The organism is Pseudooceanicola sp. NS-SX8 (assembly GCF_057380755.1).
On sequence record NZ_CM170819.1, the window covers coordinates 2,140,729 to 2,162,116 of the forward strand.

Annotated in this window: 16 protein-coding genes; 6 read left to right on the top strand and 10 right to left on the bottom strand. The window is 67.5% G+C overall.

What is annotated here, in order from left to right; translation table 11 throughout:
- Nucleotides 1-63 precede the first annotated feature (63 nt).
- Complete coding sequence (locus AC2IR1_RS09785; protein WP_486476093.1) at nucleotides 64-936, top strand: oxygenase MpaB family protein; 873 nt, start codon at nucleotides 64-66, stop codon at nucleotides 934-936.
- Nucleotides 937-959: 23 nt separating this feature from the next.
- Here AC2IR1_RS09785 and AC2IR1_RS09790 read toward each other — a convergent pair whose 3' ends face one another.
- The 10 genes from AC2IR1_RS09790 to AC2IR1_RS09835 form a co-directional block, all read right to left on the bottom strand.
- Complete coding sequence (locus AC2IR1_RS09790; RefSeq protein ID WP_486476094.1) at nucleotides 960-1,940, bottom strand: 2-keto-3-deoxygluconate permease; 981 nt, start codon at nucleotides 1,938-1,940, stop codon at nucleotides 960-962.
- A gap of 45 nt (nucleotides 1,941-1,985) precedes the next feature.
- Complete coding sequence (locus tag AC2IR1_RS09795; RefSeq protein ID WP_486476095.1) at nucleotides 1,986-2,972, bottom strand: amidohydrolase family protein; 987 nt, start codon at nucleotides 2,970-2,972, stop codon at nucleotides 1,986-1,988.
- Between the two features lie 316 nt (nucleotides 2,973-3,288).
- Nucleotides 3,289-3,777, bottom strand: coding sequence for a hypothetical protein (locus AC2IR1_RS09800; RefSeq protein ID WP_486476096.1), 489 nt, complete (start codon nucleotides 3,775-3,777; stop codon nucleotides 3,289-3,291).
- Nucleotides 3,774-4,478: a SatD family protein gene (locus AC2IR1_RS09805; RefSeq protein ID WP_486476097.1), complete on the bottom strand. Its 705-nt coding sequence runs from the start codon at nucleotides 4,476-4,478 to the stop codon at nucleotides 3,774-3,776. The genes AC2IR1_RS09800 and AC2IR1_RS09805 overlap by 4 nt, the downstream gene beginning before the upstream one ends.
- A gap of 97 nt (nucleotides 4,479-4,575) precedes the next feature.
- Nucleotides 4,576-8,025, bottom strand: a complete 3,450-nt coding sequence (locus AC2IR1_RS09810; protein ID WP_486476098.1) for an error-prone DNA polymerase — start codon at nucleotides 8,023-8,025, stop codon at nucleotides 4,576-4,578.
- Nucleotides 8,022-9,515 (bottom strand): Y-family DNA polymerase, encoded by a 1,494-nt coding sequence (locus tag AC2IR1_RS09815; protein ID WP_486476099.1) that lies wholly within the window; start codon nucleotides 9,513-9,515, stop codon nucleotides 8,022-8,024. Before AC2IR1_RS09815 ends, AC2IR1_RS09810 begins: the two co-directional genes overlap by 4 nt.
- Nucleotides 9,430-10,128, bottom strand: coding sequence for an ImuA family protein (locus AC2IR1_RS09820; RefSeq protein WP_486476100.1), 699 nt, complete (start codon nucleotides 10,126-10,128; stop codon nucleotides 9,430-9,432). Before AC2IR1_RS09820 ends, AC2IR1_RS09815 begins: the two co-directional genes overlap by 86 nt.
- A gap of 385 nt (nucleotides 10,129-10,513) precedes the next feature.
- A complete protein-coding gene (locus AC2IR1_RS09825; protein ID WP_486476101.1) occupies nucleotides 10,514-11,692 on the bottom strand; it encodes an MFS transporter in 1,179 nt (392 codons plus the stop codon).
- Between the two features lie 309 nt (nucleotides 11,693-12,001).
- Nucleotides 12,002-12,547: a cysteine hydrolase family protein gene (locus tag AC2IR1_RS09830; protein WP_486476102.1), complete on the bottom strand. Its 546-nt coding sequence runs from the start codon at nucleotides 12,545-12,547 to the stop codon at nucleotides 12,002-12,004.
- Between the two features lie 257 nt (nucleotides 12,548-12,804).
- The gene (locus AC2IR1_RS09835) at nucleotides 12,805-14,640 is read right to left on the bottom strand and encodes an ABC transporter ATP-binding protein (protein ID WP_486476103.1); all 1,836 of its coding nucleotides are present in this window, start codon (nucleotides 14,638-14,640) and stop codon (nucleotides 12,805-12,807) included.
- A gap of 719 nt (nucleotides 14,641-15,359) precedes the next feature.
- Here AC2IR1_RS09835 and AC2IR1_RS09840 point away from each other — a divergent pair.
- The 5 genes from AC2IR1_RS09840 (at nucleotide 15,360) to AC2IR1_RS09860 (ending at nucleotide 21,261) form a co-directional block, all read left to right on the top strand.
- Nucleotides 15,360-16,247, top strand: a complete 888-nt coding sequence (locus AC2IR1_RS09840) for a shikimate dehydrogenase (RefSeq protein WP_486476104.1) — start codon at nucleotides 15,360-15,362, stop codon at nucleotides 16,245-16,247.
- A gap of 23 nt (nucleotides 16,248-16,270) precedes the next feature.
- Entirely contained in the window at nucleotides 16,271-17,278 is a 1,008-nt protein-coding gene (locus tag AC2IR1_RS09845; protein ID WP_486476105.1) for a DctP family TRAP transporter solute-binding subunit, read from the top strand.
- Nucleotides 17,279-17,422: 144 nt separating this feature from the next.
- Nucleotides 17,423-17,980, top strand: a complete 558-nt coding sequence (locus tag AC2IR1_RS09850) for a TRAP transporter small permease (RefSeq protein ID WP_486476106.1) — start codon at nucleotides 17,423-17,425, stop codon at nucleotides 17,978-17,980.
- Nucleotides 17,977-19,251 carry a TRAP transporter large permease gene (locus AC2IR1_RS09855; RefSeq protein ID WP_486476107.1) on the top strand — a complete coding sequence of 425 codons (1,275 nt, stop codon included), beginning with the start codon at nucleotides 17,977-17,979 and terminating at the stop codon, nucleotides 19,249-19,251. The genes AC2IR1_RS09850 and AC2IR1_RS09855 overlap by 4 nt, the downstream gene beginning before the upstream one ends.
- A 123-nt stretch (nucleotides 19,252-19,374) precedes the next feature.
- Nucleotides 19,375-21,261, top strand: coding sequence for a bifunctional sugar phosphate isomerase/epimerase/4-hydroxyphenylpyruvate dioxygenase family protein (locus AC2IR1_RS09860; protein ID WP_486476108.1), 1,887 nt, complete (start codon nucleotides 19,375-19,377; stop codon nucleotides 21,259-21,261).
- Nucleotides 21,262-21,388: the final 127 nt, after the last annotated feature.

A 21,388-nucleotide genomic window follows, 5' to 3' on the forward strand; every position in this document is an offset into this window, starting at 1 on the left:
CCACCGATACTGCCCCGAACCGGAGTTGCCCGAACCGCCTTTGCCGGACCCGGAGGAGAGCCGATGACGACCCGTCCCGACACCGCCCGACTGGATCCCGTGGCCGACGCCCGCGAAATCGTCTTCACGCTGGCCTCATGGGACTTTCCCTGGGACGTGGAGAAGGCGCTCGAATTCGCACTCTTTCGGACCTACGCGGTGCCGGGCATCTCGGGCCTGCTGGTCCGCACCGGCGAATTCGAAGCCCGCCCCCGCAAGCGCTACGACGATACGGAGCTGATCCTGTCGGAGATCGTCGAGAACGGCCCCGATCATCCGCGCGGGGCGGCGGCCCTGGCCCGCATGAACGAGATGCACGGCCGCTACCGCATCCCGAACGACCAGTATCTCTACGTCCTGTCGACCTTTGTCTTCGAGCCGATCCGCTGGCTTGACCGCTTCGGCTGGCGTCCCCTGTCGCAGGCCGAACGCCTGGCGGTCTTCGCCTATTACCGTGATCTTGGCACTCGCATGGGGATCACCGACATCCCCGAGGATCCGGACGCGTTCGAAGCCTTCAATCGCGCCTACGAGGCGCGGGAGTTCCACTTTGCCGAAAGCAACGCGCGGATCGGCAAGGCCACGCTGGACCTGATGCTGGGGTTCTACCTGCCGCCTCCGCTCTGGCCCCTGGGGCGTCCGGCGGCGCTGGCGCTGATGGATCCGCCGCTGCTGGCCGCCATGGGGTTCGCCCCCGCGCCAGGCTGGCTGCAACGGGCGGTGCCCTCCGCCCTGCGCCTGCGCGCGCGCCTGCTTCGCCTTTTGCCTCAACGGCGCCGGCCGAAGCTGATCACGGCGCGCAGGCGTCCCAGCTATCCGGGCGGCTACGCGATCGAGGATCTGGGCACCTTCAGGCAGGCCGCGCGCCCCGGCAATGACCCCCGCGCAGCGGGCTGACCGCGCGGGGCACCGGGCCGTGATCAGGCCTTCGGGGCGGGGGCGTCGGCAGCGGCGTCGCCCGTCTCTTCCCTGGCGGTACTGCGGGCCGCGACCTTGCCGGCCAGCCAGGGCATCAGGAAGGAGGTCACCACGACCACCACCGCGATCTGCGCCGCCGCGGTCGAGGCATATTGCGCGTAGTCCGCGTGGCTTGCGGCGTAGATCACCGGCACGTTGGTGGAAATCCCGGCGGCACTGGCCACCCCGAAGCTGGCATAGCCCGGGCGTTTCAGCAGGTAACGGTCCACCAGGAACAGGATCGGCAGGTTGGCCAGGATGTAGATCGCCGTCAGCAAAAGCCCGGTGGCCCCTGCCGTCACGACCATCTTCAGGTCGATGACAGATCCGAAGCAGAACCCCAGGAAGGGCAGCAGAACCCCGCTGCCCGGCCGCAGGAAGGCGCGCAGATCCGCATCCAGGTTGCCCACCAGCATGCCCAGCAGGAAGGGCACCAGCACCTGCACCAGCACCATGTAATCGAACCCCCCGCCAGAGCTGAGCCCCATGAAGAGGATCGCGATGGCGGGAACGGAAATCAGGTTCAGCAGGCCGAAGTCGGCCTGGTCGATCTCATCCCCGTGGCGGTTGACGATGGCCAGGTAGATGCCCGGGTTGGTCGCCGTCAGTGCCGCCACCAAGGCGATGGCAGAGATCCCCCAGATGCCCCCGGCGCCGAAGATCTGCAGCACCAGAAGGGAACCAACGAGCCCGATCGCCAGCTTCACCAGCAGCAGGACGAAACCGCGCCGCAGGGTGGGCAGCACCTCGTCCAGGGTGAACTGGGTCCCGGTCAGGAACAGCATCAGCCCGATCAGCGTCGTCGTGCCGCTGGCAAACAGCGCCGTCGTGGCGCCGCCGATCTGCAGCGCCTGGGGCCAGAAGGTATGCACGATGGCGGTCAGCGCCATCGGCACGTTGAGCGTGCCCGCGGGCACCTTGCGCATGAAGGACAGGATTTTCATCTCGATCTCCCCGGCAGGAGGGGCGGCGAACCGCCCCGTCCCGGCCTAGCCCTTCAGACCCAGCAGGATCGCCTCGGCATTGCCGTGGGCGACCTTCTCGCGCCGCGCCTCGCCGACATCCGCCGCCGCGATCCAGTCGCAGGAGGCCTTGAGGTTCTCGAACGGGTAATCGGCGGAGAACATCACGCTGTCCTCGCCCAGGTTGTCCAGCGTGCAGCGCAGCGCCACGTCATCGCAGACGCCGGATGTGGTGCAGGTGATGTTGCGGCGCAGGTAGAAGGAGGGCGGATGCGGCAGCTCCTCCGTCACGTAGGCCGTGGGCAGCCGGCTGTCGAAACGCCAGGGTAGGAAGGGCAGCGTCTCGCCCATGTGGCCCAGGATGATGCGCGCATCGGGATGGCGTTCGAAGGTGCCGTTGACGATCAGCCGCAGCGCGTGGGAGCCGGTTTCCGCGCCCCAGCCCCAGAACGGCCCCCAAAGCGCCTTGGCGCCTTCATAGGTGATGGGCATCTGCACCGGGTTGCCCGGGTGGATGTAGATGGGCGCCTTCAGCGCCGCCGCACGTTCCCAGAAGACCTCGTAGCAGGGATTGTCGAGGTAGAGCCCGAGGGTCTGCCCGTTGATCATCGCGCCCTGCATCTTCAGCTCGGTCACGCAGCGTTCCAGTTCCGCCGCGGCCTCGGTCGGGTCCTGCATGGCCAGGTGCGCCAGCCCGCCGTAATGGTCGGGGTTCTGCACCATCGCCTCTGCCAGGACGTCGTTGGCCTTCTTCGCCAGGCGCACGGCCTTGGCCGCATCGGGTTCCACCTGCACGCCTGGCCCGGCGATGGACAGCACCGCCAGGTCCAGCCCGGCTTCCGCCATGGTGTCCAGCCGTTCCTGCCCCAGCTGCTGCAGGCGCGGCACGGCGCGGCTGGCTAGGGTCTTGTTGATGTTCTGGTAGGTGTCTTCCAGGTGGGGGATCAGTTCGGGGATGATGAAGTGCTCTTCGAGCCCGATAGTTCTCCTGATGGTTTTCCCGATCGTGTTCATGGTGGCGTCCTCTTGTCGCCGGCGTTCTGCCGGTCGTCTTGCGGGACAGGTCTGCACGGGAAGGGGGTGCTCGGGTGCGGGCCTGCTGGCCCCTTTCTCTCCTGACGCGCGGTCGCGCTGCGGATGCCCCGGGCGAGGGCATGAACGTCAAATTCATACGCTCACGTATATATAACTACACCTGAGATACGTCTTGTAAATTGATGTATATCAATACCTTGTTTCACGTCCCCGTGACCGCCGTCTTTGGTGGGGCCGCATTTGCCCTGTTGTTTGCGCGGTCCTGAGGGCCAGTCAGTGACCCGTCAGTTGCAGGTCACGGCGTGCCGGAAGGCGGGCTTTCGGGGTCCAGCATCTCGATCAGCTGCCCGCGCAGATCCTGCCCCAGCTGGTGGTCGTAGACCATCCACGCGCTGGAGACGAGCGTGGCCCAGAGCAGGCTGAATAGCGACCCCACCAGGAAGTATTCGGCAAAGCTCTTGTCATCCAGTTCCTTGAAGCGGCCCACGGTCTTCAGCGCGATCACCGCGGCCAGCACCTCCCAGGAATGGGTCAGGATGCCCAGGGCCAGGATGAGCCGCTCCAGGATGCCGATGATCCATCCGGCCCGGGCGCTTTCTTCTTCGCTTTCCTGCTCCGCCTCCGCCTGTGTCGCACCGCCTGCGGTCAGCCCGGTCCAGAGGAACATCCGGCGGCAGGCGCTGTTGCCCAGTCCCGTCAGCAGCCAGAGCGCGACAAGCGTGTAGGCCAAGGCATGAAGCCAGGGGCCCCAGAGGATCAGCCAGGGGGGAAATGCTTCGGTCATTGTTCCATATCCGGGGCCATGTCTGGGGCCACATTCGGGGGCAGCCCCAACTGGCGGTCCCATGCCTCCAGCGCCTGGCGCAGGGCCTGCCACTGCATCTCGTAGGCGTCGAAATGGCCGGAACTGCGGACCTTGTAGATGCTGTGCACCTTGACCTGCCGCCGCGCCGCCAGCGCCTTGGGCGTCACGCCGGCCAGCAGGGCCGCGATGTCCTGTCGCTGCCGGTCGGTCCAGCCCTGCTCGATGGTGGTCAGCCCGGCGCCCACGGCGTCCAGCAGGGCCTCGCCCACCGGATCGCCGGCCAGCGAAAACCGGTAGAGCGTCGTCGCCGCCTTCTGCTCCAGCTTCTCCCGCGCGCGCGACAGGCCGGGCCCCATCATGTTCCAGGCGCGGTCGGGGTTCACCTCTGTCCGCAGCTCCACCAGGCCCAGCACGAAACGGCAGGCGATCCGGCGATCGCCCAGGCCGAACCGCAGGTCCCGCATGACGTCCAGCGCCTGGCACAGGCTGCGTGTCAGCCCCTGGAATTCATCCCCCAGCGTGATCGTCAGGGGGGAGGCCAGCGCATCCGCATGGGCGGCGTTGGCCTCCGCGATGGCCGCGTTGAAGGCCGCGTGCAGCGCCTCGGGCGACAGGGCCTTTTCGCTCTGCACGATGTCGCCCATCAGGACGCCGTGGTAGGATGATGTCGTCTCTGCCATGGGGGGACTGTGCCGTGTAACCACTTTTGGGTCAATTTGAATTTTGACCCATTTTCGGGTCATAGTCGGCGGGGCGTATGCACTCATCGCTGCGGCCTCAATGGAAATCCCGGCTGGGGAACAGCCGCTTGGCCTGTTCGCGGGGATGCCGTGCCGCCGATTGCACCCGGCGCGGGCGCGGCGCGTCATCGGCCTGCGGCTGGGTCACGCCCACGGCCTCGTCCAGCGGGTGACCCAGATCCGACAGGCGGGGCGACAGATCCTCGATCTGCTCCGCGATCAGGTGGATGACGATCCCCTCCCGCTCGATCCGGCCCGTCACGCGCAGCAGCCGCCCGCCCATCACCGCCCGCCGGTAACGTTCGTAAAGCTTCGGCCAGACCACGACGTTGCTGACCCCGCTCTCATCCTCCAGCGTGATGAAGATCACGCCCGAGGCCGTGCCGGGCCGCTGCCGGGTGATCACCAGCCCGGCCACCGACAGCCGGGTGCCATGGGGCGTCTGCATCAGCTCCGAATGCGGGGTCAGCCCGGGCAGGGAGGGCCGCAACAGCTCCAGCGGATGGGCGCGCAACGACAGGCGCATGGACACGTAATCCTCCACCACCTCCTGCCCCAGATGCATCACCGGCAGCTCCACCTTCGGCTCCCGCGCGCCCTCGCCATCCAGCGCATCGTCGAACAGCGGCAGCGGCCTCGGCGCGCGGATCGCCTTCACCTCCCACAGCGCGTCGCGCCGCGTCAGGCCCTGACCGGCAAAGGCATCCGCCTCCGCCAGCCGTTCCAGAACCGCAGGGGCGAGGCCTGCGCGCAGCCACAGGCTCTCCGGATCGGGATAGCCATTGCCCCGCGCCGCCACGATCCACCCGGCGTCCTCCTCCCGGAACCCCTTGATCTGCCGGAACCCCAGCCGCAGCGCCAGCGCGCCATCGGTGCGGCGTTCCAGCTTGTTGTCCCAGTGGGAAGCGTTGACGCAAATGGGCCGCACCTCGATCCCGTGTTCCCGCGCATCCCGCACGATCTGGGCGGGCGCGTAAAACCCCATTGGCTGCGAATTCAGCAAGGCGCAGGCAAAGATCGCCGGGTGGTGCTTCTTCAGCCACGAAGATACGTAGGTCAGCATGGCAAAGGCCGCCGCATGGCTCTCGGGAAAGCCGTAATCGGCGAACCCCTCGATCTGGCTGAAACACAGCGCCGCCACCTCCTCGCTGTACCCATTGGCCAGCATGCCCCCCACGAACTTGTCGCGGAAAACCCCGATGGTGCCCATGCGCCGGAAGGTCGACAGGGACCGCCGCAGCCGGTCGGCCTCCTCCGGCGTGAAGCCCGCGCCGACGACGGCGATCTGCATCGCCTGTTCCTGAAACAGCGGCACGCCCAGCGTCTTGGCCGTCACCTCGGCCAGCGCGGGGCCGAAGGGCTCCGGCTCCTCCAGCCCCTGACGGCGGCGGATATAGGGCTGCACCATGCCGCCCTGAATGGGGCCGGGGCGGACGATGGCGACCTCGATCACCAGGTCGTAGAAGGTGCGCGGCCGCATCCGGGGGAGGAAGTTCATCTGCGCCCGGCTTTCCACCTGAAAGACCCCCACCGCATCGGCGCGGCACAGCATGTCATAGGTCGGCCCGTCCTCCTGCGGGACCGTCGCCAGCGTGGGCCGGTGCTTCTCGTGCTCCTCCATCAGGTCGAAGCTCTTCCTCAGGCAGGTCAGCATGCCAAGGCTCAGGATATCGACCTTCAGGATGCCCAGGGCGTCGATATCGTCCTTGTCCCATTCGATGACGGTGCGATCCTCCATCGCCGCGTTCTCGATCGGGCAGAGCGCATCCAGCCGCCCGCGCGTGATGATGAAGCCGCCGACGTGCTGGGACAGGTGGCGCGGAAAGCCGATGATCTCCCCGATCAGGCGGATGGTCTGGCCCAGCCGCCGGTCCGAGGGATCCAGTCCGATCTCCCGCATGCGGTCGGGATCGGCACCCTTGCTCGACATGCCCCAGATCTGCCCGGCCAGCGCGGCGGTCACGTCCTGGCTCAACCCCATGACCTTGCCCACCTCGCGGATCGCGGCGCGCGAGCGGAAATGGATCACCGTGGCGCAAAGCCCTGCGCGGTCGCGGCCATAGCGCTCATAGATCCACTGGATCACCTCCTCGCGCCGCTCATGCTCGAAATCCACGTCGATATCCGGCGGCTCCCCCCGGTGGCGGGAGATGAAGCGCTCGAACACCATGCCGATCATGTCCGGGCTGACATCGGTGATGCCAAGCGCCCAGCACAGGATCGAGTTGGCGGCAGAGCCGCGCCCCTGGCACAGGATGCCAATGGAGCGCGCATATTGCACGATGTCATGCACCGTCAGGAAATAGGCGGCAAAGCCCAGCTCCTCCACCAGCCCCAGTTCCTTCTCCGCCAGCGCGTGGTAGCGATCGGGGATGCCATCGGGACACCGCCTGCGCAGCCCTTCGCGGGTCAGTCGGTCCAGCCGGTCCTGCGGGGCTTCGCCCTCCGACACCTCGTCGGGGTACTCGTAGCTGAGGTCGGACAGGTCGAAGGCGCAGCGCGCCGCAATCTCCAGGCTGCGGCGCAGGGCGGCGGGGTGGCGGCGGTAGAGGCGCGCCATGTCGCCGGGGGCCTTCAGGCGGCGTTCGGCATTGGGCTGTGCCCGGCGGCCGATACGGTCGATGGTCAGCCCCTCGCGGATGCAGGTCAGCACATCGGCCAGCTGGCGGCGCGCGCCGTGGTGCATCAGCACGTCGCCCACGGCCACCATGGGGGCCGAGGTTCTCAGCGCCGCCTGCGCGCAGGCATCGAACCAGGCCTGGTCCGACCCGTCGTAGCGCGGGGCGGCGCCCAGGAAGACATGCCCTGGAAATCGCCGCTGCATCTGCTGCAGGGGCCGCGTCGCGGCCTCCAGATCGGCGGGGGGCAGGGCGATCAGGATCAGGCCTTCGCCATGGCGCAGCAAGTCGTCCAGGTGCAGCAGGCACTGGCCCTTCTCCGCCCGCCGCTTGCCCAGGGTCAAGAGCTGCGACAGCCGTTCATAGGCGGCGCGGTCGCGGGGCAGGGCGATCCATTCGACCCGGCAGTCCTGCAGGACCAGCCGGCAGCCGGTGATCAGCCGGGGCAGGCGCGGCACCTCGGGGCGCGGCAGATCCCCCTTGGCGGGCAGGGCGGTGCGTGACGACGGATCCATCCGGTGATGCGACCGGATCTGTAGATCCTCCTCGGCCGCCCGCCTTAGCTCCTTCAGCGCCGAGAAGGCCCGCACGACACCGGCGAGCGAGTTGCGGTCGGTGATGGCGATGGCTTCCAGCCCTAGTTCGGCGGCCCGCGTTACCAGTTCCTCGGGATGCGAGGCGCCGGTCAGGAAGGTGAAGTTCGAGGTGCAGCACAGTTCGGCATAGGCCGGGGCCTCCGGGCCGGTGTCGGATTTCGAGTATTTCCGGCCCGATGAGAGAGCGGGGCCTGCTCTTTCATCGGGCCGGTAAATACTCATTTTCGCCGGTGGGTTGGGGGCATTGTCTTCGGGCATCCGGGCGGAGGTCATGCGAATTCCCCCTCCACGAACCAGGCCGGGTCCTGCGGGGTGTGGAACAGCCACAGCCGGCGCCCCTGCCGGGTTTCCACCATCCAGTAGTCGCGCATGCCGCGCCGCCAGGCTGGGTCGTCGAACCACCATTCCGGCGCGATCCGCTCCGGCCCCGTGGCCCGCGCGGTGACCAGCCGCATGGCGCGCCAGCGGAAGCGCTCGGGCGGGCGCGGGCCGCGGGCTTCCAGCATCTCGGGCGCAAACAGGCGCAGCGGGCGCGGGCGCGGCGGGGTCCAGCCGGTTTCCGGCTCCGACCAGGCGGCGGGGGCCAGCAGGAAGGCGCGCTCGGGGATGTGGCTGTCGGCAGGCAGGAAACGCTGCACGTTCTCCAGCCCGATACGGGTGCCGATGCGGGTCACCAGGTCCTCGACCCGGGCCATGCCCGAATGGGGGCCGGACCCGCCGTTGCGCGGGGCCAGCTGGCGGGCGGGCAGGGGCTCCACCAGCGTCGCTTCCAGCCGCATCTGGTCGATGCCATAGCCCGCGTCCACGCCCTCCAGCCCGCGCCGGAAGAGCGGCAGGATGCGCTGCGGATCGCGCAGGGGGGCGGCCAGGCGCAGCTCCACCTCGCGGCTGTCGCGGTCCACCCGGCGCAGGGTCAGCAGCAGGCTGCGCGCTCCGGCCTCCCGGGTCTCCAGCGTTTCGCACAGGCGCTCCAGCAGGCGGCGGGTGCCCTCCATCACGTCGTCCTGCAGCCCGATCGGCTCGGGCAGGGTCAGCCGGGTGGCGTAGCGGGGCGGCTCGGTGCTGGGGCTGATCGCCTCGCCCTGCCGGCCCATGGCCTGGTCCAGCCGGGCCAGCACCCCGGGGCCGAAACGGCGGGCCAGGGGGGCGCGCGCCGTGGCCTCCAGCTGGCCGATGGTGGCCAGGCCCAGCCGTTCCAGGCCGGTGACCTGGGCGGGCTCCAGCCGCAGGGCGGCCGTGGGCAGGGGGGCCAGCGCTTCCGCCGTTTCTCCCGGTGCCGCGATCCCCTCGCCGAAGCGGGCCAGCGCCCAGGCCGCACCCCGCGTGTCCGCCAGTCCCAGCCGCAGGCCCAGGCCCGCGCGGGCCGCGCGGGCGCGCATGTCGCCCAGCATCTCTGCCTCGCCGCCCCACAGGTGGGGGGATCCGGTGACATCCAGGATCAGCCCTCCGGCCCCGTCCAGCCCCACCCAGGGGCAATAGCGCGTGGCCCAGCGGCGCAGGGTTTCAAGGAAGCGCGCATCGCGGTCGGGGCGGGCGGGATCGGTGGCCAGCCCCGGGCAGAAGGCCCGCGCATCGGCCAGCGACATGCCCCGCGTCAGCCCCGCCGCCTCGGCCGCGCGGTTCAGGTCGTGCAGCCGCTCCGCATTGCCCTCCCGCAGGACCTGGGCGTATGGCCCGTCAAGGGGATGCGCGCGCAGGGCCCGGTCGCTCGGCAACCGGGGGAACCACATCGAGACGATACGTCTTCCTGTTCCAGCGGACATCCCACGCCCCTAATGTTCCTGATTTGTTCTTGATAAGATCCCAGCGCAGCAAAGTCGAGTCCCCGGCGCCGGCATCGGGGCCAGCATCGGGCCCTGTATCGAGGCCTGTATCGGGCACTGTATCGGGGCCTGCGGGATCCCCCCGAACCTCACTCCTTCCGGGGCCCTGATCTAGCAGCGGGCTGGCGCGCCAGCGGGTTTCGGCGGCGTTCGATCCCATGCCCTCCGGGATCAGGCAGAGCCCGGTGCCGCCCCCGGTCTGCGCCGCCAGTTGCAGGCGCCGGCCCTGGCGCAGGTCTAGCGGCCGGGTGACCTCCAGCAGCACCAGGGCCACGGCGGCGTCGCGCAGCGCCTCTTCGGTCACGGCCAGGGCGTCGGTGGCGGAGGGGGCATTGGCCAGCAGCAGGCGGGAGGGGTCGAAGAACTGCGCCAGGCCCAGCGGGTTCAGGCGTTCGGCGGGCCAGTCCTCCCGGATCCAGAGCAGGGCGCCTGCCCGGGCCCGGGCGCAGGAGACGGCGGCAAAGGCCGTGGCGCCGGGGCCGCAGACCTCGTGCACGCGGGCGGGGCGCAGGGGGTAGGCTTTGGCAAAGAGGCTGGCGGAAGGGGCGGGCATGAGGCGGGACAGGACTGGGTAACAGGGACAAGGGTGGAACACGACTCGAATGTTCGCTCTATGTTCTACACTTCCGGGGGCTGCGGACAAAGCCCGGATGGGCGGGGCGGGCGGGGAACGGTGGATTGGCATCCACCCTACGCAGTGGCTCTGCCCGCGACCGGTAGGCAGGTGGTCCCGGCGGTGGGTTGGGACGCGTAGCCGGGATGGCGGCCGTTGCGGGGTGAACCCCGCCCTACGTAGGGTGGATGCAATCCACCGTTCCCACACCACCGCCACCGCGCCCCCGCCCCGTAGGGTGGATGAAATCCACCATCCCGGCGCGCCATGCAGCGACGGGAGGGCGGGGTTCCCCCCGCCACGCTCCCCGATCCTGCCTTGCGCCTTACCCCCGGGTGATGCGCCGTGCGGTCAGCGGGATCACCGCGACCAGCACCGCCAGCGCGCAGAAGGTCGTGGCCAGGCTCGTCGCCTCCGCGGCAAAGCCCAGCACCGCCGGGCCCATCAGCACCCCGGCATAGCCCGTCGTGCTGACAGAGGCGATGGCCAGCGCCGGGGGCATCGCATTCTGCCGCCCGGTGGCGCTGAAGAAGATCGGCACCATGTTGGCCGCGCCCACGCCGATCAGGACGAACCCCGCCATGGAGGCCCAGGCCCAGGGCGCGCTGACCAGGCACAGGATGCCTGCCATCACCACGGCCCCGCCCCAGACCAGCACCCGCAGCCCGCCCGCCCGCGCGATCAGCCGGTCCCCCACCAGCCGGGCACAGACCATGGCGGCGGCAAAGAGCATGTAGCCAACGCCCGCGCCCTCCGGCGCCAGCAGGTCGCGCTCGATCACCAGCAGGGCGCCCCAGTCCAGCATCGCGCCCTCCAGCAGGAAGGAGATGCCCGACACGACCGCCAGCAGCAGGACGATGCCGCGCGGAAAGGCAAAGGCCACCGGCGCCTCGGCGGGCCGGGCGCGGAACAGCTTCGGCACCGCGGCCAGCAGCGCGCCAAGTGCCAGCACCGCGCAGATCCCCGCGCCGATCAGCGGTGGCAGCCCGGCCAGCAGCATCAGCGCCATCAGGCCGGACCCGGCAAAGGACCCGACGCTGTAGAGCGCATGCACCCCCGACATGATCGGCCGGTCCGAGCGCCGCTCGACCTCCACCGCGTGGATGTTCATCGCCACGTCGACACTGCTCAGCACCGCGCCGAAGAGGGCCATGGTCGCGCCCAGCACGACCACGTTCGGCGCCAGCAGCAGCGCCACCAGCATCGGCCCCATGATCAGGCCGGTGACCCGGATGACCGCCCGTGCCCCGTGCCGCGCCGAAAGCCATCCGCTCACCGGCATGGCCAGCAGGGACCCGATGCCGAGGCAGAACAGCAACAGCCCGAACAGGCCCTCGTCCGCCCCGGCATTCGACTTCACGAAGGGGATCAGCGGCGCCCAGCTAGAAGTGGTGAAACCGGTCGCGAAGAAGGTCAGGCGGGTGGCCAGGCGGGCGGAATCGGTCTCACACCGGAGGCTGGCGGCGATTTCGGGCGTGATCTCGCCCTGGGCAAACTGGGTCATGGCAAATCCCTGGCATGACGGAGTGTCGGAAGGGCCGGACATCGGCGCCGGTCCCGGAGAAGGTCTGCGGGGCCGGTATGTGGGGAAATCGGCGCGCTGCATCGCAGCGTGTCTTCCCGCCTAGATCACGGCTTTGCAGGTGGCGCAAGCCCCGCCGCGGGCCAGGGGGCAGGCGAAGCGATTCAAAGCCGTTTCAAATTCGGCAAGGCCCCGCCCACTGCCGCAAACCTGCCCGCTGCCGCAAACCTGCGCCTTTCCCGGCAGGCCGCCCGTGCGCCCGTTGCGGCCCACCAGCCGCGCCTCGCCGGCTCAGTCCGCCAGCACCTCGGCGCTTTGGCAGACATGGGCAAATTCGCCATGCAGATGCGCCAGGGCGGTGCGGTGGATCTCCTGCGCGGTCAGGGCGGGACCGCCGTCAAAACTGACGTCCGCGTTGGAGGTGAAGGCGGCGCAGGCATCCGCCACCAGGCGGACCCCGTAGCCGAGGTTCGCGGCCATCCGCGTGGTGGTCGACACGCAATGCGGCGTCGTCAGCCCGCAGATCGTCAGCTCGGTCACGCCCCGGGCCTGCAGCAGGTCCTGCAAGCCGGTGCCGATGAAGGCGGAGTTCACGGATTTCTCCACCACCGGCTCCCCCTCGCGCGGCTGCACCTCGGGCTTGAACGCGGTGCCGGCGCCGCTCAGCGGCGATCCCGGCGTCACGCTGACATGACGGACATGGATCACGGGCCAGCCCCTGGCACGCCAATGGGCCAGCAGGGCGGCGGCGCGGGCCTCTGCCTGCGGATTGTTGCGCGCGCCCCAGACAGGGGCGTCGAACCCGGCCTGAATGTCGATCAGCAGCAAGGCGTCCATGGTGTCTTCCTTCGTTGGGTCCGGCCTTTGTTGGGTGCGGCCTTCGTCGGCTCCGGGCGTCCGGGCCAGGGCGCTATTCCAGGGGGCAAGACCTAGCCTGCGCCCGCCCGAGGGGCAATCTGTCCGCAGGCTCCCGGGCGTCAGGTTCCGCGCCAAGGTCCCGCGCTCTGGACAGGATGCGCGGCGCATGCGACCGGGGCGGTCCCTTTCGGAACCGCCCCAATCTGTTGTCGTCTGTTGTCACCTGACCCGGCGGATCACTCCGCCGCCTCGCTCAGGAAACCGCCCGACTGGCGGGTCCAGAGCCGGGCATAAAGCCCCTCGCGCCGCAGCAGTTCCGCATGGCTGCCGTCCTCGACGATCCGGCCCGCCTGCATGACGATGATCCGGTCCATCTCCGCCAGGGTGGACAGCCGGTGCGCGATCGCGATCACCGTCTTTCCGTCCATCGCCGAATGCAGCGACCGCTGGATGGCGGCCTCCACCTCGCTGTCCAGGGCCGAGGTCGCCTCGTCCAGGATCACGATCGGCGCATCCTTCAGCATCATCCGCGCGATGGCGACCCGCTGGCGCTGCCCGCCCGACAGGCGCACGCCGCGCTCGCCGACCTGGGCGTTGTAGCCGGTGCGCCCCTCGCGGTCCTGAAGCGTCAGGATGAAGTCATGCGCCTCGGCCCGACGGGCGGCCGCCACCATCTGATCCTCGGTCGCATCGGGGCGGCCGTACATCAGGTTGGCACGGATCGAGCGGTGCATCAGGGAATTGTCCTGCGTCACCACGCCGATATCCTTGCGCAGGCTTTCCTGCGTGACGCCCGCGATGTCCTGGCCGTCGATCAGGATCCGGCCCTGCTCGATGTCGCGGAACCGCAGCAACAGGGAGATCAGGGTCGACTTGCCCGCGCCCGACGGCCCGACCACGCCCACCTTCTCGCCCGCCCGGATCGTCAGATCGACGTGATCCAGGCCGCCACGGCCCTTACCGTAATGGTGGCTGACATCCTCGAAGCGGATCTCGCCCGCGCCACGCGCAAGGGCAGGGGCCCCCGGCGCATCGACCACGTCATGGGCCACCGCGATGGACCGCAGCCCCTCGCGGATCACCCCGAAATGCTCGAACAGGCGGATGGTGACCCACAGGATCCAGCCCGACATGCCGTTCAGCCGCAGGGTCAGCGCCAGCGCCGCCGTCACCTCACCCACGGTCATCAGGCCATGCGACCAGAACAGCAGCGCCAGACCGCCCACGCCCACCATCAGGTAGCCGTTGAGCAGGTTCAGCACGACCTGCATCTCCGTCGCCAGCCGCAGGAAACGGTGCACCCGCAGCCGCAGCCGACGGAAGGCCGACAGGGCATAGCGTTCCTCTGCCTTCGTGCCGGCGAAAAGCTTCACCGCCTCGATGTTGGCATAGGCGTCGACGACGCGCCCGGTGACGGCGGACCGCCCGTCGGACCACTTCTCCGCCGCGCGGGTGATCCGGCGCACCAGGAACTGCATGTAGCCCACGTAAAGCGCCAGCCAGCTTGTCAGCACCAGCGCCAGCCAGGGGTTGATCTGCGCCACGACGAAGGTCGCGCCGACGATGTAGACCATCGAGAACCAGACGGCCTCCAGGAAGATGTAGGCGCTGTCCTCGGTCGCCGGGCCCATCTGCATCACGCGGTTCGACAGGCGCCCCGCGAAATCGTTCTGGAAGAAGCCCATGGACTGGCCCAGCAGGTGCTTGTGCGCCCGCCACTGGGACTGGACGTTCAGCGTGCCGACCAGGGTCTGTTCCAGCAGCAGGTGGTTCAGGCCGATCAGCCCGGGGCGCAGCAACAGCAGGAAGAGCGCGGCAAGCAGCGTCTCCCGCCCGTGCTGGGACCAGAAGCCATCGGGCCCGGCGCCGGTCATCAGGTCGATGATCCGGCCCGAGTAGAACACGAGCAGGCTTTCCGCCAGGGCGACAAGCAGGCTGGTGAAGGCCATGATCGGCAGCCAGCCTTTCAGGGTGCGAAGCTGTGACCACATGTAGGGCATCAGCTTCGCCGGAGGCGTCGCCTCCTCAAAGGGTTGAAACGGGTCAATGAGTCGTTCGAAGAAACGGAACATGACGATGCATCCAATCGAATTGGGGCAATGCGAACGCCGGTCCCGTCAGAATCCATCTGGGGTGGCGGTCACGAATGTGCGGATTTTTGGAAGGGGGATGTCAGATGACAGAATGCGGAAGGCGGGGCATGCGCCCAACCGTATCGGATCGGCGCTTAGTGCTGATCTGGGATACGGTCCTGATACATTCTGCGAATCTCCATCGTCTGAGGTGAGAAGACCCATACGGGCCCGATGACGATCCGTCACCCCTGAAGATGCATTTTTACAAAAACTTCGCCTCGGCCCGGCAAAACTGCCGCTTTTTCGCACCCTTTGCCGTGGCAGGCCTGGCGACAGCCCGTCGCAGCGTCGTTTCGCGCCCCTTGGGGACGGGGGGAGACGGGACAGGGCGAAACCCGACGGGGCGGGGCCGGCTCGACAGGCCCGCAGCGCCAGCGCCCCGGGCAAAGAAGCGGCATCCATCGCAGATCGCTCAAAAGTGAAGGTCTGCCGGAAACCCCTCTATTTTCAGCGATTTTCCAAAGAGGGCTTGCCGGGGCGCGCATCTGTCGCGGTTTGGCGCGACTTCGGCGCGAAACCCGACGCTTGCGAAGGGGGCGGGGCCTGTATAGCAAGGTTTTAACCGCATCGTTCATTCTTGTTGACTCATTTAACTGTCTAGTTCAAAGTCGATGGACAAAGAATCGCAGGTGCGGAGTAAGGGAGGCGCATCGGCCATGCAGCACGTCATTCCAGGGCAACAGCCCCAGCTTTTGGCTGGCCTCATCGGTCGCGGCATCACCCTGTCGCGCACGCCGTCCATGCACATGGCAGAGGCAGAAGCCCAGGGCATGCGCGGTCTCTACCGCATCCTCGACGCCGATCTGAACGGCCGCACCCTCGAAGAGCTGGTGCAGGCGGCAGAGACGGCGGGCTTCGACGGTCTCAACATCACCTATCCCTTCAAGATCGAGGTTATCGGTCTGCTGGATGAACTTTCCGATAACGCCCGTGGCGTGAATGCGGTCAACACCGTGGTCTTCCGCGACGGCAAGCGCTTCGGCCACAACACCGACCTCTGGGGCTTTGCCGAAAGCCACAAGCGCGGCCTGGCGGATGCCGCCATGGATCACGTGCTGCTGCTCGGTGCCGGCGGGGCAGGCGGGGCCGTGGCCCATGCCCTGGCCCTGCGCGGGGCAAAGCGTCTTTCGGTCTTCGACACCGACGCGGCCCGCGCCGACGCGCTCTGCGCCCAGGTGATGGCGGCCCATGCCGGGGTCGAGGCGACCCATGTCACCGACCTTGCCGCGCTCTGCGCCGCCGCCCTGCCCGACGGGGTGGTGAACGCCACGCCCATGGGCATGGCCAAGCTGCCGGGCACGGCGATCGACACCGACCTGCTCGCGCCCTCCATGTGGGTGGCCGACATCGTCTATTTCCCCCTGGAGACGGAACTCCTTCGCGTTGCACGCGCAAAGGGCTGCCGTGTCCTGCCAGGCTCGGGCATGGCCGTCTTCCAGGCGGTGCGCGCGTTCGAGCTTTTCACCGGTCGGCCCGCCGACCCTGACCGAATGAAGGCAACCTTCGATGCCTTCGACATCCAGCCCGCAGCCGCGGGCACCTGAACGACCTACGGGAGGAGCAAACCATGACGTTCAATTTCACTAAGATCGCCGCAACCGCGGTGCTGACCCTTGGCCTGGCCTCTGCTGCCGGCGCCCAGACCATCCGGTTCGCCCACGTCGACCCCGATGACTGGACCGCGTCCAAGAAGGGCGCCGCGGCCAATATCTTCAAGAACATCGTCGAAGGCGAAACCGACCTCAAGGTCGAGCTCTTCCCCGCCGGCGCCCTCGGCAACGAGGACGAGCTGATCGGCCAGGCCCAGGAAGGTCTGACCCAGGTCGTCATGGTCTCCGGTGCCATGTCCAAGGTCTGCCCCGCGGCTTCCGTCCTGGACATCCCCTACACCTTCTCCTCCGCCACCATCGCCTGGGACGTCCTGGATGGCCCCTTCGGTGACGCCCTGGCCGAACACTGCCTGGAAGAAACCGGCCTGCGTACCCTGGCCTACGGCGAAACCGGCTTCCGCAACTTCACCAACAACACCCGGGAAATCCGCTCTCCCGAGGACATGGAAGGCCTGAAGTTCCGCGTGCAGCCGATCCCGCTCTACCTGGAAATGGTCAAGGGCCTGGGCGGTGAACCGACCCCGATCGCCTGGACCGAACTGCCGAACGCCCTGTCCACCGGCGTGGTCGACGGCCAGGAAAACCCCGTTGGCGTGATCTACAACAACGGCCTGCACAAGCTGCAGAAGTACATGACCCTCGACGGTCACGTCTATGCGGCCGACTACATCCTGATCGATGACCTGTTCTACCAGGATCTGACCCCCGCCCAGCAGCAGGTTGTCGCCAAGGCCGCCCGCATCGCCGGCACCATGGGCCGCGCGATCCAGGAATGGGGCACCGCCGAAGGCGTGAAGAAGGTCCAGGACGAAGGCATGCAGGTCTATTCCCCGACCGCAGATGAAATCGCCGCCTTCGCCGAAAAGGCACAGCCGGCCGTCATCGACTACCTGCGCGGAGAACTGGGCGATGATGCCGAGTGGATCGACCGCCTGCAGGACGCAGTGGCCGAAGCCTCCGAATAAGCTTCGCCAACCCGGGACCGCCCTCCATCCCGGTCCCGGATCACCCCGGGGCGGCGTCCTCCCGCCGCCCCGGGGTTCCCTCTTCCCGAAGGCCCGGCCCGCCGGGCAAGCTCGGACCATGCAAGCCCCGGACCCAGCAAAGCCATGACCCAGATCAATCGTGCCGTGCAGAGGATCTTCGCCTTCGGGGCGGGCCTCTCCATGGGCCTCGTCTTCATCATCATCTTCGTCAACGCGCTGCGGCGCTATACCTTGGGCCGCTCCGTGCCCTGGGGCGAAGAACTGCCCATCTATCTCACCATCTACGGCGTCATGTTCGGCCTGGCCTGGGCCTACATGCAGGATCGCCACATCCGCTTCACCATCCTCACCGACATGCTGCCGCATGGGCTGCGCGAAAAGCTCTTCCTGCTGGTCGATATCGTGACGGTGATCTCCGGCGTGGCACTGGCCTTCGCGGGGCATGCCTATGCCACCCGCCGCGGCCACATCGCCTCCTCGGGTCTGAAAAGCACCGGCGCCTGGCTGGCCGAAACCTTCAATCAGCCCTGGCTTGAATGGTTCGGCAAGGTCGGCACCTGGCAGTACGCCATCGCCATCGGCGGGGCCATGCTGGCCGTGGCGGCGCTCATCCGCTTCTTCACCCGCCTCTCCGAAATCCGCGCCGACGGGCGCCGCGCCCAGGGGGGAGCCTCCGCATGACCTACGTGATCCTTCTGGTCGGCCTGCTGGCCGGCGTCCCCATCGCCATCGCCATCGTCGCGGCACTGCTCTACTTCATGTCCGTGGGCGAAGCGCCCTACGCCCTGCGCGTGGTCGCCACCCAGATGTTCAAGGGCCTCGACAGCTTCCCGCTGCTCGCCATCCCGCTCTTCGTGCTGGCGGGCGAGGTGATGAACGAATCCGGCATCACCGGCCGCATCATCGCCTTCGCCAACGTCCTGGTGGGCCGCATGCGCGCAGGGCTCGCGCTGGTCAACATCTGGGCCTCCGTGATCTTCGCGGGCCTGTCGGGCTCCGCCGTGGCAGATACTTCGGCCATCGGCCGCGTGTTCATTCCGGAAATGGAAAAGCACGGCTACAAGCGTGACTTCGCGGCGGCCCTGACCGCGGCCTCCTCCGTCATCGGCCCGATCATCCCGCCGTCGATCCCGGTGATCATCTACGCGCTGATCGTCTCCGGCGTTTCGGTGCCCGCGCTCTTCATGGCCGGCGTCGTTCCGGGCATCCTGCTGGCGATCTTCCTGTCGGCCTACGTCATGCTGACGGTGAAGGTGGACGATCCCCACCCCGAAGCCTCCATCAACACGCAGACCGCCTCCCAGGCGCTGCTGGGTGGCATCCTGCCGCTGCTGATGCCGGTCTTCGTCGTGGGCTCCATCCTGATCGGCATCGTGACGCCCACCGAAGCGGCGGCCTTCGCCGTGGCCTATGCGCTGATCCTGGGCTTCTTCGTCTATCGCAAGATCAAGCTCTCGGCCCTGCCGCGGATCTTCTCCGAAGCGATGCGCGACAGCGCCGTCATCCTGATCATCATCGCGGCGGTCTCCGCGGCCAACTGGCTGCTGACCTACAACCGCGTGCCGAACATGCTGACGGACTGGGTGCTTTCGAACGTCGACAGCAAGACCGCCTTCCTGATCGCCGTCATCATCCTCTTCCTCTTCGTCGGCCTCTTCCTGGAAGGGATCGCCGCCATGCTCGTCCTGGTGCCGATCCTGCACCCGATCGCCGTGTCGATGGGGGTGGACCCGGTGCACTTCGGGATCCTGGTGATCTTCAACCTGATGATCGGCTTGATCACGCCACCACTTGGGCTCTGTCTCTTCGTGGCCGAGGGGATAGCCCAGGTCGGCATGGCTAAGCTCACACGCGCCATCCTGCCCTTCTTCCTGGTGGAGGTGCTGGTCCTGCTGATCCTGACCTTCGTACCGGAAACGGTCACCTTCCTGCCAAGGATCATGGGCTACTGATCCGGGGGCGGCGCGAAGGGAAACCTTCGCGCCGTTTCCCTTTTTGGCACCGTCGTGCTACCGACAGGATACCGACGTAATACCGACGTTTTTTCCCAATGAAATCAAGGGGGGGCTCTGCCGATGAAAACCTCGATCGCGACCGTTTCCATCTCGGGAAATTTCCGTGAAAAGCTGGAGGCAATTGCCGGGGCCGGCTTCGATGGAATCGAGATTTTCGAGCAGGACTTCCTGACCGACACCGGCACCCCGCGTGAGGTGGGCAACCTGATCCGGGACCACGGGCTGGAGATCACGCTGTTCCAGCCGTTCCGGGATTTTGAATGCCTTCCCAGTGGCTTGCGCGAAAAGGCCTTTGACCGGGCGCGCCGCAAGTTCGACCTGATGTCGGAGCTGGGCACCGATACCGTGCTCTTCTGCTCCTCCTGCCATCCCAAGTCCCTCGGCGGTATCGAACGCGCTGCCGATGATTTCCGGGAACTGGGCGATATCGCCAAAACCTATGGAATCAAAGTGGGTTACGAGGCGCTGGCCTGGGGGCGTCACATCAACGACCACCGCGACGCCTGGGAAATCGTCCGCCGCGCCGATCACCCCAACATCGGCGTCATCCTCGACAGCTTCCACACGCTCAGCCGGAAATTGTCCCCGGATTCAATACGTTCCATCCCGGGCGACAAGATCTTCTTCGTCCAGCTGGCCGATGCGCCGCTGATCGACATGGATCTGCTCTACTGGTCCCGCCACTTCCGCAACATGCCCGGCGAAGGGGACCTCGACGTGCTGGGCTTCATGCAGGCCGTCGCTTCCACCGGCTACAAGGGCCCGATTTCACTGGAGATTTTCAACGATCAGTTCCGCGGTGCCAACCCTTCGGCGGTGTCCCGCGACGGCTATCGCTCGCTGATCGCGCTGATGGATGACGTCCGCCGGGCAGAGCCGGACGTGACGGTGGACCTGCCGGACTTCGCCCCGCGCATCAAGCCCGAGGGCGTCTCCTTCGTGGAATTCACCGCCCGCGGGGATGAGCGGGAGAAGCTGGCCAAGTACTTTGAAACCCTCGGGTTTTCCAAGGTGGGCAAGCACCGCAACAAGGAGGTCGACCTCTATCGTCAGGGCGATATCCGCCTGGTGCTGAATGCCGAAACCTCTGGCCATGCGGCGTCGGCCTGGCATGTGCGCGGCACCTCCATCTGCGACATCGGCCTGCGGGTCCCCTCCGCCCGCGATACCGTCATCCGGGCCGCGGCCCTGGGCGCCAAGCCCTTCACCCAGCCCCTGGGAGAGGGAGAGCTCGACATTCCCGCGATCCGCGGCCTCGAAGGTTCGGTGATGCACTTCCTGGATACCCAGGACGGCACGGAGAAGGTCTGGGACATTGAATTTCAAGAGGTTGCGGCCAACACTTCAGGTGCCGGCCTGACCCGCGTGGATCACGTCGCCCAGACGATGAGCTACGAGGACATGCTCTCCTGGACGCTGTTCTACACCTCCATCTTCGACATGCACAAAGCGCCCATGGTCGACGTGATCGACCCCGACGGCCTTGTGCGCAGCCAGGTCGTGGCCAGCCCCGACGGCGCCCTGCGGGTGACGCTGAACGGCGCAGAGACACACAGGACCCTGGCGGGGCGTTTCCTGGCCGAAAGCTTTGGCGCCTCGGTGCAGCATATCGCGCTGGAAACGAAGAATATTTTCGAAACGGCCAAGAAGCTGGCCGCGCTTGGTTTCGAAAGCCTGGAAGTGCCGCCGAACTACTACGACGACGTCGCGGTGCGCTACGACATCGCGCCCGAAATGCTCTCGGCCATCCGGTCGCAGAACATCTTCTACGACGCGGATGAGCAGGGGGAGTTCCTGCAGGTCTACTCCCGCAACCTTGTCGGCGGCGTCTTCTTCGAAATCCTCGAACGGCGCGGAAACTACCAGGGCTATGGCGCCCCGAACGCGCCGTTCCGGATTGCCGCGCAAAAGCGCGCCGCGCGTGGGAATGCCATTCCCCAGTCTTGAGCGCTGGTCTTAAGAGCGCCTCGCAAGGCACTGATCTGAAACGACATGATTGCGCCCCTTCGGTTCCCTCCGAAGGGGCGCTTCGCGTTTTGGAAGGGGTGCTCCTGCGGCGAAATGCGCGCGGGAA

Bases quoted from the DNA above. Each gene is read 5' to 3' on its own strand.
- AC2IR1_RS09795 (WP_486476095.1), bottom strand. From the start codon at position 2,972: ATGAACACGATCGGGAAAACCATCAGGAGAACTATCGGGCTCGAAGAG.
- AC2IR1_RS09790 (WP_486476094.1), bottom strand. From the start codon at position 1,940: ATGAAAATCCTGTCCTTCATGCGCAAGGTGCCCGCGGGCACGCTCAAC.
- AC2IR1_RS09800 (WP_486476096.1), bottom strand. From the start codon at position 3,777: ATGACCGAAGCATTTCCCCCCTGGCTGATCCTCTGGGGCCCCTGGCTT.
- AC2IR1_RS09845 (WP_486476105.1), top strand. From the start codon at position 16,271: ATGACGTTCAATTTCACTAAGATCGCCGCAACCGCGGTGCTGACCCTT.
- AC2IR1_RS09840 (WP_486476104.1), top strand. From the start codon at position 15,360: ATGCAGCACGTCATTCCAGGGCAACAGCCCCAGCTTTTGGCTGGCCTC.
- AC2IR1_RS09855 (WP_486476107.1), top strand. From the start codon at position 17,977: ATGACCTACGTGATCCTTCTGGTCGGCCTGCTGGCCGGCGTCCCCATC.
- AC2IR1_RS09805 (WP_486476097.1), bottom strand. From the start codon at position 4,478: ATGGCAGAGACGACATCATCCTACCACGGCGTCCTGATGGGCGACATC.
- AC2IR1_RS09830 (WP_486476102.1), bottom strand. From the start codon at position 12,547: ATGGACGCCTTGCTGCTGATCGACATTCAGGCCGGGTTCGACGCCCCT.
- AC2IR1_RS09815 (WP_486476099.1), bottom strand. From the start codon at position 9,515: ATGTCCGCTGGAACAGGAAGACGTATCGTCTCGATGTGGTTCCCCCGG.
- AC2IR1_RS09825 (WP_486476101.1), bottom strand. From the start codon at position 11,692: ATGACCCAGTTTGCCCAGGGCGAGATCACGCCCGAAATCGCCGCCAGC.
- AC2IR1_RS09860 (WP_486476108.1), top strand. From the start codon at position 19,375: ATGAAAACCTCGATCGCGACCGTTTCCATCTCGGGAAATTTCCGTGAA.
- AC2IR1_RS09785 (WP_486476093.1), top strand. From the start codon at position 64: ATGACGACCCGTCCCGACACCGCCCGACTGGATCCCGTGGCCGACGCC.
- AC2IR1_RS09850 (WP_486476106.1), top strand. From the start codon at position 17,423: ATGACCCAGATCAATCGTGCCGTGCAGAGGATCTTCGCCTTCGGGGCG.
- AC2IR1_RS09810 (WP_486476098.1), bottom strand. From the start codon at position 8,025: ATGACCTCCGCCCGGATGCCCGAAGACAATGCCCCCAACCCACCGGCG.
- AC2IR1_RS09835 (WP_486476103.1), bottom strand. From the start codon at position 14,640: ATGTTCCGTTTCTTCGAACGACTCATTGACCCGTTTCAACCCTTTGAG.
- AC2IR1_RS09820 (WP_486476100.1), bottom strand. From the start codon at position 10,128: ATGCCCGCCCCTTCCGCCAGCCTCTTTGCCAAAGCCTACCCCCTGCGC.